The 10,181-nt window shown below is 57.8% G+C and carries 11 protein-coding genes and 2 pseudogenes; 7 read left to right on the top strand and 6 right to left on the bottom strand.

Annotation, left to right across the window (positions count from 1 at the left end; translation table 11 throughout):
• Positions 1 to 434, top strand: a pseudogene (locus GJ634_RS11865) (hypothetical protein); the annotation flags it as partial.
• Between the two features lie 79 nt (positions 435 to 513).
• Here GJ634_RS11865 and GJ634_RS11870 read toward each other — a convergent pair.
• Positions 514 to 1,179: a site-specific integrase gene (locus GJ634_RS11870; RefSeq protein ID WP_157502965.1), complete on the bottom strand. Its 666-nt coding sequence runs from the start codon at positions 1,177 to 1,179 to the stop codon at positions 514 to 516.
• A 405-nt stretch (positions 1,180 to 1,584) separates the two neighbouring features.
• Here GJ634_RS11870 and GJ634_RS11875 point away from each other — a divergent pair, with 405 nt between their 5' ends.
• The 3 genes from GJ634_RS11875 (at position 1,585) to GJ634_RS11885 (ending at position 4,111) form a co-directional block, all read left to right on the top strand.
• Positions 1,585 to 2,613 carry a Cdc6/Cdc18 family protein gene (locus tag GJ634_RS11875; protein ID WP_157502966.1) on the top strand — a complete coding sequence of 343 codons (1,029 nt, stop codon included), beginning with the start codon at positions 1,585 to 1,587 and terminating at the stop codon, positions 2,611 to 2,613.
• A 137-nt stretch (positions 2,614 to 2,750) separates the two neighbouring features.
• On the top strand, positions 2,751 to 3,428 hold the full coding sequence (locus GJ634_RS11880) for a helix-turn-helix domain-containing protein (protein ID WP_157502967.1): 678 nt from the start codon (positions 2,751 to 2,753) through the stop codon (positions 3,426 to 3,428).
• Positions 3,425 to 4,111 carry a hypothetical protein gene (locus tag GJ634_RS11885; RefSeq protein WP_157502968.1) on the top strand — a complete coding sequence of 229 codons (687 nt, stop codon included), beginning with the start codon at positions 3,425 to 3,427 and terminating at the stop codon, positions 4,109 to 4,111. The genes GJ634_RS11880 and GJ634_RS11885 overlap by 4 nt, the downstream gene beginning before the upstream one ends.
• A gap of 101 nt (positions 4,112 to 4,212) precedes the next feature.
• Here GJ634_RS11885 and GJ634_RS11890 read toward each other — a convergent pair whose 3' ends face one another.
• The gene (locus GJ634_RS11890; RefSeq protein WP_157502969.1) at positions 4,213 to 4,842 is read right to left on the bottom strand and encodes a hypothetical protein; all 630 of its coding nucleotides are present in this window, start codon (positions 4,840 to 4,842) and stop codon (positions 4,213 to 4,215) included.
• 477 nt (positions 4,843 to 5,319) lie between these two features.
• On the opposite strand from GJ634_RS11890, the gene GJ634_RS11895 reads away from it, so the two are divergent.
• Positions 5,320 to 6,159 (top strand): hypothetical protein, encoded by an 840-nt coding sequence (locus GJ634_RS11895; RefSeq protein ID WP_157502973.1) that lies wholly within the window; start codon positions 5,320 to 5,322, stop codon positions 6,157 to 6,159.
• A gap of 89 nt (positions 6,160 to 6,248) precedes the next feature.
• Here the strand turns inward: GJ634_RS11895 and GJ634_RS11900 are convergent, their stop codons facing one another.
• Positions 6,249 to 7,487, bottom strand: a complete 1,239-nt coding sequence (locus GJ634_RS11900) for a transposase (RefSeq protein WP_331714144.1) — start codon at positions 7,485 to 7,487, stop codon at positions 6,249 to 6,251.
• Between the two features lie 254 nt (positions 7,488 to 7,741).
• On the opposite strand from GJ634_RS11900, the gene GJ634_RS11905 reads away from it, so the two are divergent.
• Both GJ634_RS11905 and GJ634_RS11910 read left to right on the top strand, forming a co-directional pair.
• Positions 7,742 to 8,062: a hypothetical protein gene (locus GJ634_RS11905; protein ID WP_157502970.1), complete on the top strand. Its 321-nt coding sequence runs from the start codon at positions 7,742 to 7,744 to the stop codon at positions 8,060 to 8,062.
• The gene (locus GJ634_RS11910; RefSeq protein WP_157502971.1) at positions 8,059 to 8,706 is read left to right on the top strand and encodes a ribonuclease H-like domain-containing protein; all 648 of its coding nucleotides are present in this window, start codon (positions 8,059 to 8,061) and stop codon (positions 8,704 to 8,706) included. Before GJ634_RS11905 ends, GJ634_RS11910 begins: the two co-directional genes overlap by 4 nt.
• 80 nt (positions 8,707 to 8,786) lie before the next feature.
• Here GJ634_RS11910 and GJ634_RS11915 read toward each other — a convergent pair whose 3' ends face one another.
• The 3 genes and pseudogenes from GJ634_RS11915 to GJ634_RS16990 form a co-directional block, all read right to left on the bottom strand.
• Entirely contained in the window at positions 8,787 to 9,269 is a 483-nt protein-coding gene (locus tag GJ634_RS11915; protein ID WP_157502972.1) for a hypothetical protein, read from the bottom strand.
• The gene (locus GJ634_RS11920) at positions 9,266 to 9,877 is read right to left on the bottom strand and encodes a winged helix-turn-helix domain-containing protein (protein WP_197425509.1); all 612 of its coding nucleotides are present in this window, start codon (positions 9,875 to 9,877) and stop codon (positions 9,266 to 9,268) included. The genes GJ634_RS11915 and GJ634_RS11920 overlap by 4 nt, the downstream gene beginning before the upstream one ends.
• 65 nt (positions 9,878 to 9,942) lie before the next feature.
• Positions 9,943 to 10,181: pseudogene (locus GJ634_RS16990) on the bottom strand (hypothetical protein); the annotation flags it as partial.

Raw genomic sequence — 10,181 nt, forward strand, 5'->3', positions numbered from 1 at the left:
CAATCTCCTACGCAAGAGCGAAAGAACTATTTGCTGGAGTTGGTTTGCTGAATTCGCTCCCTTTCGACTATCTCATCCGGACGAAGGTCGATACTCATATTGTCACCTACAAGTTCAAAGAAACCCAAGTCCCACATCTCTCCGAAGGTGACAAGTGGTTCAACCAAATCTGGAAGCGAGCCGCCCGACTCAACTGCTATGGGGAGGAGTTCGAGGAGCTGCGCGAACGACTTGGTGGGATTGAGCCGGCGACGGAGATAGATGAACGCCGGGAGTTGCAGGCCGAGATTGACGCCGCCGCATTCCACGCGTACGGTCTTGGGCGTGAGGAGACTGCCTTCGTTCTCGAAGACTTCCACCGCGTCCAGAATCCCCGGTTGATGGACGAGGACTACTTCGAGATGGTGCTGGAGAAGTACGACGACCTCGATTAAGACACTCGATCACGTCTATTCAAATAGTAGTCCAACGCCACTCTGGTTCTTCTCGCCACTAGCCGCTTCTGACCAATTCTTAGTGGATGCTACTCAGTGCTCTCCGAGTCCTTGAGCCATCCAAATTCATATATTGCTTCGCTGTTTCGATGTCTCGCCACCCGAACATCGAGCGTAACGCGGGCATATCTAACCCTCGTCCGGCGTGATAGGATGCGGCAGTTGCTCGGAGACCGTGTGGAGACGTCGAGCCCGGCTTCAGTTCCGGTGCTCGGTCGAGCGCTGACCTGAGTCGGCGTTGGAGAGTCGAAAACGAATACGGCCACCCATCGTGTTCTCGGTCAAGATATTCGAGTGTGACGTGAACACGTGAGGAGAAGTGGAATGGGATTACTCGTGCTGCTGCGTCCGTTTTCGGTTGCCAGTATTGCTGTCGAAGTTCGTTAGCGCCTTGTTCAGATGAACTCACTTGTTTCTGGACTGCCTGTCGACAGTATCCGCAGAGTCCCCCATTTCGTCCTTTTGTACACTGATCGTGGGAGGGCACTCGAATCATCTGGCGTTTCCAATCAATCCACGAGGAGTCAAGATGGGTGACTTCACCGGGCCGCATACCTAGACGTCCTCCGATAAGTACAGCTGCGCGTGCTTCCAGTGACTCGTTCGGGCTGTCAATTCGGTACGTTCCCTCAATCAGGCGCTCAAACTCACGTTCTGTCAGGACCTTCTCATACGTCGGTGGCATTACCAGCCAACGCTACTTTGTCGCGAAAAACATCACTACCTATATCACCGTGAACTAATTTGCCGAGGAAGAGACGGTACCTTATACTATTTTTATTAGTTTGTATTGCTAACCCCCTCGGCCGTGTAGCGGTATAGTGTATTTTGGATTGGTGGCCTTAGCCACTATCGGGTACAAAGCCGCCGACTAGGCCCCTTGATGTAACGCGTTCTTGCCCGACCTAGTGAGATGCTTATTCGCTGGTACCGTATTCCGGAGCTTTCCGGAAGCCCTAGTTTTCCATAAACAGGAATCGAGTGACAGCGTAGGAATCGAGACAGTTATTGAGGTGGTGCTTAGGTCGTTTCCGGAAATGACCCGGTCACGCTTTTAGGGGTAGACACAAAATGAGACGACCACAGACAGATGATCCGCGATGCTCGCGTCCTTCGCGCCGGGTTCGTCCCTCGAGAAGTTGAGCATCGCGACGCCGAGGTCAATCACCTCTCTAGCGTCCTCGAGCCCATCACGAACGGTGAACCCGCCAACACGGCGATCATCACCGGACCCAGCGGCGCCGGCAAGACGTGTATCTCGAAGTTCGTCACGGAACGGCTCCGAGAAGAGGTCCTCGACGTCGAGGCCACCTACGTCAACTGCTGGCGCAACTACACGCGGTTCCGCACGCTCTACCAGATCCTCGACGACCTCGGCGCGACCATCGACATCCACCGGCAGTCGACGCCCCACGACGAACTCGTCGATCGCCTCCAGCAGCATGACGGCCCGCGAACCGTCGTCATCCTCGACGAGGTCGACCAACTGGAGGACCCCAGCGTCATCTACGACCTCCACAGCCTCCCGCAGTTCGCGATCATCTGCATCGCGAACAAGGAAGAGGAGCTGTTCAGCCGCGTCGACGACCGCCTCGTGAGCCGGCTGCGCTCCAGCGAGCACGTCCGGATGGACAAGTACCACGACGAGCAGCTGTACGATATCCTGAGTGCGCGGGCGAAGTGGGGGCTCAACGAGGACGTCATTACCGACGACCAGCTCTACCGGATCGCCGATGCGGCCGCCGGCGACGCCCGCCTCGCAATCGGCATTCTCCGGACGGCAGCCAGCACGGCCGACCGCGAAAATCAAGAACAGATTACTGACGACATCCTCCGCGACTCGGCTGACGACGCCCGTGCTCAGATTAAACAACGAAGTCTCGATTCGCTCACGCCCCATCAGCGGGCTGTCTACGACATCGTTCGTGAGCACGGTCCGCTCGGACCAAGCGAGATTCACGACCGCTACACAGAGGAGGTCGATGATCCCCGGACGAAACGGACCGTCCGGACGTACCTCTCGAAAATGGAGCAATACAACCTCGTCGAGGCGGAGGGGACGAGTCGGGATCGAGAGTACTCGCTGGTCGACTCAGCAGCCGCGTCGCCGATGCAGTGACCGGAGAGGGTCGCGTACGCACATCCCGCAGGTAGCCGACCTGAGCGGAAGTTCTATGTATTGGTATCTCGATAGAGATAGCTAGAAGCGAAAAACGACAGCGCGAGCAAGAGGCAATTTCAATAATGAACGAGTTAATGGATGCCACCGCTGCGAAAATTGTGTTAGCAGTCCAGCGTGGCGATTCTATCAACCGTATCGCGAGCAAGATTGACGTCTCGTACTCGTGGGTGTACGACTGGATTGACCGGTTAGATGACGAAGAGGTCATCGCTAATACCGATAATGGAATCCAGATCGTCGATCACGAGATGCGCCAGCAATACGCCGAGATGATGGCTGCGTTGCACAGCCGCGATACCATCTCTCAGGAAGACGCGTACGTCATTCCACACTTCGCCGGAATGGAGTTCGCGTACACGGAAATTGACGCGGCATACGTCTGGACACACGGCGGCTTCCAGATCGCGCGGAGCCACGACGACTATCCGGTGTTCATCGAAGTGCACGACCGTGACGTCGAACGGTGGATTGCGTTCTTCCAGCAGTTTGGCGTCGACACGACGATCAACGAGCGCCCGGACGCCAGCGACGTCAACGGGAACGTTCACTACGTGTTGTTCCCCAAGACCGGCGATATCGACGCCGAGTGGGTCGACGGCAACCCCGTCATCCCGTTGGACGATACCGTCAGCCAGATGATGGAGAATCGGCCAGCGTACGAGCCCGCCTTGGAGATCATCGCCGACGAGTACGACAGGGACATCGATGCGTCACATCACAGTGCCATGAATGCGAACGAACAGATGGAATGAGTCTTCCCGAGCGACAATCCGAGCTGATTGACACGCATCGCGCGGTCCAGGATGCCGAACTGCCGTATGTTCTCGTTGGCGGCTGGGCGGTGTCCGCGTTCCAAACACGGTTCACAACCGATATCGACACCGTGATTCCGGACACCGCACTCGACGACTTTGATACTCTTCTTCGTGACCTCGGATACGAGAAACAGTTCGAGCAGGACGTCTCGAACGAGTACGACGGGCGAATGCTTCAATACACAAAGGAGGTCGGAGCGAACGCCGTCAAGTTCGAGGCACTCGTGGATGCGATGGGGTGTCGACAGACGGACGCAGAGTGGTCGTACCGCTATCTGCACGAACACAGTACTATTGAATCGCTTGACGTCGCCGAAGACCTGGACGGGCGAATCCCGGAACCGGCGCTGCTGTTCGCGATGAAACTCCACAGCGGGCGAAAGGCCGATACCCGCGACCTCGTCGTTATCAGTTTGCGTGCGGATTTCGACCGCATCGAGCGACACGTCCACCGTGGCGACCCAGAGAAGCTCGATAAACAGATCGAGATGGTCCTGAATCGACTCGAAGAGGATGGGTTCGAAGACTCATTCAAGGGTGTCTTTCGACAAGAAGAACTGCCAGCAAACGCTGTGGACGACCTGGCTTCGTTCCTGTCTGAGCAGCGAAATCGGCTGTGATATCAGTAGTTGCTAGCGCGATTTCTGTATTCAGAACAGTGCTGAAACTGAGGCGGCTGAATCGGTAAGTGTGAATGCGTCTATATCAAGTAGCGCTCCACCTATTCGACCGGTTCTGCGCGCATTTCGTCGGCCCAGAAATCACCCGCGATGACATCGAGTTTGTAGTGCGTTCCGTTCGCTCGGACGAAATCGGCGGTACTCAAACTCTCCGGGAGGGAGTCCCACTTGCCGAACGGCGTATCGTATGAGCCATTCTCGATTGCCTTCTGGACTGGCTCTCTCACCTCCGACGAAAGATTTTCGAGAACAACGACGGACGCATTTTCCGACGGCTGGTGGTCGGTTACCTGAATCTCATAGGTGGCTAACGTCGGCCCAACGTCCCACGAGAGCTGGTGGTACGACCCATTTTTCTGGACGTACTCATGCTCCTGGAAAACCTCCTTTGCGTCAGTGGGGAAGTACGTTCGATTGACGTACGGTGACTCACGGACAGCGTCGGGTGCGAACCCAGTTGCTCGTTGCTGGGCGGCATCGAACGCTTGCTGCTCGGTGTCTGAGAGCGTGGTGTAGTTAACGGTATTACTCGGCGTCGCAGCAGTCGGCGTCGCATTTGACGGGCTGGACGTAGTTGTCGGAATTGCGGACGTCGTCTCTGTTGGTTGCGTGGAGGGAGCGCCGCCGTTCAGCCCACTACAGCCAGCCAGCAGAACGAGAAGGATGACCATCAATTCTCGGCGCATGCTGTCAGTTCCCGACCAGCAATAAAGTGTTTTGTGGGGAGCCGAAACACACAATAAACCCACTTCAAGACTGACTAATACCTCCCCTGTACTGATCGGGCGTTCCATCTTATTTACTGAATAAAGAAACCGTATATTGGCAACTACTGATATATTAACCAACAGACCCCGCGAAAAATCAGTTGTTGGTTAACTCGTCTATATGGATTGAACGCGATTCTGGAAACGTTCTCGGAAACAGTCGAATATTCGCAGAAACCTAAGCAGTACGCATAGCTCAGCACGTAGCTCGTGCCTTCCCTGAAACGCGGAAGCGCCACGCCGCGGCTTATCGGGAATGTGGACCTCTAGTTGAGTATGGGAAAATACTCAACGTCGAACCGATTGGAAGTGGACCAGCCAACTCGGGGCGCTGACCGCAATCGGTCTCTCGCTGACCAGGCCGACCCGGCTACGGACGAGCTGCTGCTGCCGCAGCTCGACGACGGCATCACGCTACTCGATGTCGAGGGGGACCGCGGCGTCCCGATCCTACAGTCGCTCGTGCTCGACCACCTCCTCCTACACGACGGGCCCGCCTTCTGGGTCGACGCAAACGGCCACGCGACGACGACGATACTCGCCCAAATCGCCCCCAGTCAACGGTTGCTCAACCGAATCCACGTGGCACGCGGATTCACTGCCTCCCAGCACTACGGCGCCGTCTGTGATCTTCCGACGGCGGTGAACAAGTCGATTCAGATGTCCACCACCGACGCCGGGGCGGCCAGTCGAGGGGCGCCAGGTCGTGACGAGGACACGTCGCCCCACACACCTGCCCTCATCGTCGCGCCGGCCGTCGACGCCCAGTACCGCGCCGACGATACCCTCGGCGAAACCCACACGGAAACCCTCCAGGCCCGAGCCCTCGCCCGGTTGGCGACCTACGCCGAGGGATACAACATCCCGGTGCTCGTTACGCGAAACGAACGAAACGAATTCACCGAGCCAGTCGCGACGGCCGCCGACCACCATCTGGAATGCGAGCAGACCCGAATGGGGCCACGGGTCGTCGGGGAGGACTTCGAGACGCTCGTCTATCCCGTCGACGGCGGCGCGTACTACCAGACGACGTTCGCGTACTGGCGGCAGCTGCTCGCGGCACGCGCCACGCAGGTCGGCGTGGAACCGACAACGCCGGCGCCGTCGACGCCGACCCCGGAGGGTGTCGGAATGGGCGTCACCGCTGACGGTGAGACGGTGGCGGCTACCACGGATCCCTTGCTCGATGCGTGGACGGCGAGCGGTACAGGAGGCCGATAGCGGTGACATCCTCGTCCGCCGTAAACGGCGGGGCTTCCAACACAGTTGGATTCCGGCCCTGCCATCGACATAGCAAGCCCGGAGAGGTTTCAGTCCGTAAACGCCGTGAGTCTCATCTGCGAGGGTTTCTCGCTCGTCTCACGGTGGACTGTGGCGCTGTCACGGGCGCTCCCATCCCGAGGCGAGTCATTGCCTGTCGGTTCCCAAGACAGGCTCTCTCCCCACGGGTCAACGCGGCCAGCGATATTTGCCGCCGCGTTCAGATCGGCGTGGAACACTGTGATGTGGCAATCGTTGTTCTGGCACCAAAAGTCGTCGCCGTCCCGGGTTCCGATGTATCCGCAAGTGTGGCACGTCTGGGACGTGTAGGCGGCGTCCACGTACTCGACCGGGATACCGGCGTCTCGGGCTTTATCCTCGATACGGCCTTGCAAACGGGCGAAGGCCCATGCGTGGAGTCGTCGGTTCATCCACTTTCCGTAGTCCAGCGATTCGCGGATGTAGGTCAGGTCCTCCATGACGACTACGGGGTTCTCGAACCCACGGGCATACTCGACGGCCTGCCGAGACACCTTCTCGACAATATCAGTGAGCGCGTTCTGGTAGTAGTCGAATCGCTCGTCAATCCGCCACTCGGCGGCCTCGCGCTCTTGGAGTCGCTTAAGCGTCGTGTGCATCTCCTTCCGCAGATGCCGCGCTCGATTGCCACTGACAATAATCGGCTCCCGTGGCACGTCGCGTTTCAGGGCACAGCCCGTAATCAACGCGCTCTCACCAACGTCGAAGCCGATGTACGTCGGTTCTGCATGGTCCGAATTGGTCCGTTCAACCTCGTACTCGACGGTGACATGCAACTCCCACGACGTTCGGTGTCGCTGGAGTTGGATTTCACCGGGTTCTGCCCCATCGTCGGTCAACAGGTCGTTCCACAGCGACTCCTGCTCGGGGTTGATACGCAGTGGAATCCAGAAATTCGTCCCGCGACCGGGTTGGGGAACCTGCCACACGTAGCTGAAGTCGCGCTCGTCGGAGTAGTCGAATTTCGCGGCACGGTTGACAAGCCGAAGCGGATGCCCGTCGTCCAACTCCGAAGCGTTGTACGTGTCCCGAAGTTTGGGGACGTAGGACTTGAGCGCGTCTTTGGCCTGATACGGCAGGTCGTAGGGTGTCACAATGTCGTTGACCGCAGACATTGTATCAGCCCCGGCGTCGAAGGCGTCGTGCAGTGCCTCACGATATGTGTCCAGCAGACACGACAGGCGTTGCTCTTTGCCCGCTGTGGGTGGTACGAGGGTAGCCTGAAGCGTTTTCGTCACCGACTCGGACACGCGAATAAATACACACTATACACACTTATGCGTATCGGACACACAGAACGTGGTGATGATACGGAAGAACATCACCATCACGGAAGAACAGGCCGAGTGGATAGACGAGAATCACATCAACCTATCGAGCCTCGTCAGAGAATGTATCGACACAAAACGAAGGGAATCAGGCAATACCGACTAACGGCAGCTGCGTCTGAGAGTGACGCGATTCCCACCTGGCCTGAAGGCTGGGATTCCCTTACTGTCTAAAGATGGGGCGCACGAACCCAACCTACCGAGATGCGCTGCGGGCCATCGAAGAGCGCTGGGCGGAGTTCCGCCGGGCACTGCGGCGTCGCGACCAGCCGCGATTCGACCGGCTGTTCGAGTACGCCCGCGAGCACGCCGACGCGAGCGGGCTGTTGAACCACCAGAACCCGCTGCTGCCGGCGCTGCTCAGCATCGACCTCGAACAGGAATCTCGCCTCGACGACCACGAGGAACGCCTCACAGAGCTTGAGCAACGGCTTTCGAAAGCTGGGGGCGAGCAACAGCAATCGCCCGCCGAAGGTGACACTGGAGGTGCAGAATGACTGAGTTGACGACAATCGCCTTCGACATCGAAACAACGGGGTTCGAGACCGATGATGAACTCACAGTAGTTGGGTTCGACTCGGCGGTCTCGTCGCGAGTGTTTCTCAATACAGACGGAACGACACCACAAGCAGGCCTCGCAGATCAGCTGAACGACACTCTCCAGACACCGGTGCAGCTCTCAGTCCTCGACAGCGAACAGGCACTCCTGCACGAACTAGCGACGTTCGTCACGTCGACACTCACCCAACGTGATGCTAAGCTCGTTGCGTACAACGGTGAGCGGTGGAACGGAGGGTTTGACCTGCCGTTTCTCCGGACTCGGCTCTGTACGCACGGGCTCGAGTGGCCCTTTGGCACGTTGCCATACGTCGATGTGATGGATGTCTTCGAGACACGCTTCAATACGAGTGAGGATACACTGAGTGGCGTCTACGAGGAACTGATCGGCGCCGGATTGAACGAGCTTGATCCATTCACCAATAGTAGCGAGGCAGTCACCGCGTGGAAGGAGGGCACCTATGAGCCACTCATCATCCACAACGTCGCCGATATCCGACGGACTCGAGCGTTGATGGAGCTCGCAGAACGGTACTGTTCGAAATCGGATTTCTCGATGAAGTCACTCGAACCAGTTGTTTGAGAGCAAGTTGTATCCGTCCCGAAAACACGAATCCCCCGCCAGTAGGACAAGGAGGAAACGCGTATCGGCAAGGACTGGGGCTACGGCGGGTTCTCAGCGTCGTTGATTCCGTCAAACGTCTCGTTGGCATAGGCATATCGCCACCGTTGAAGAATCGCTCGCGTCACGAGGCCAGTCTCAGACACAGCAATACAGGATTCCTCGACGGGACGACTCGGAGCGTCGGGTGGTGGATGGAAGTGTCGTCTCGGCGCGTCCGGTTTCGGGTGGCAATCGAACCGGAAATTCCGATTCTGGTCGTCCGTGTAGTGGATCGCAAAGTTTTCGGTTAGACTCCACCGGATGTCGATTCGAGCAGTTGACGCTGCACCGACTCCATCAGACAGTTCGACCGAGAGCGTCTGTGGATTCAACGGGTCATCTAGTGATGCTGTCTCGGCCAGCGGTTCCTGCTCCATGATCAGGTCTCGAATCTCACGCAACGCCCCGGCGTCAATAGGCCCAAATACCTCGGATTGCTCGACCGACTGAGACTGTTGGGAAGGAGTCGCGTCGCTGGTCATACGACGATGGATGCATCGCTATCGCCCTCATCGTCGGTATCTGTGCCAGTCAGGTGGCCCGTATTGCTTGCTTCACCGATTGCGAGTGTTGCTTGTGCGAGTGCGAGGTTACGTCGCGTCGTTTGCCATTCCGTGAGGCGGGCACCGTAGTCGCTATCGACGTCGTCGACGTCTCGTTCACGGGCGAATTCTTCGGGTGAATCGACACCATACTCCTCACGCCACTCCTGTATCTGTGCCTTCATATCAGCAATCCCGGACGCGATCTCTTCGGAGGACAATTCCGCGAGGAGCGACTGGGCATGTTCAGTGACAATCGCTGTCTCCGATCGTCGGTAACACGTCGTCTGCCCGTCTTGAGAGGGTGTCACTTCGCCAGCGCTTTCGAGCGTTCGCAGGTGCTTTCGCGCCGTGGTTGCCGAAACGCGGGCGCGATCGGCGATCTCTCCGGCGGACGCAGGGTCGTAGGTAGTACGGATGATTTCGTACACTCGTTCAAACGGCGTCGTCTCCTCAATCCATTCTTCTTCGACGACCTCGTTTACGTCGCGATGTTCGGTCCCGCCATCCGCGACCATTCGATCGGACGGGGCCATCTCCTCGGACATGATATGCCAAACAACGCGAGAGTAGTATAATAATCTGTGGGACAGTATTTTGCTCTCTTGGCTGCCTACTGCCGTTCCCACAGAGTTTCGATTCGTTCTTCGACCGAATCGAGGACGAGTTGACAGACGTCACGATGGTCTGGGGGGCCACTGTGCGTCCTCTGCGTTGGTGCGACTCGCGTCCGGCGGCGGATGAAAGTGGTCCCGTGCGTTGTGACTGCTTGGGTGGCGGTCCCAGCGACATTTCCACACGCTCTCCTGGCGTTCTTCTTGATAGTGGACGGTGAAATCGTCGTTGCGATAC

Origin of the sequence: Halobacterium sp. CBA1126 (assembly GCF_009741975.1) — an archaeon.
GTDB lineage: Archaea > Halobacteriota > Halobacteria > Halobacteriales > Halobacteriaceae > Halobacterium.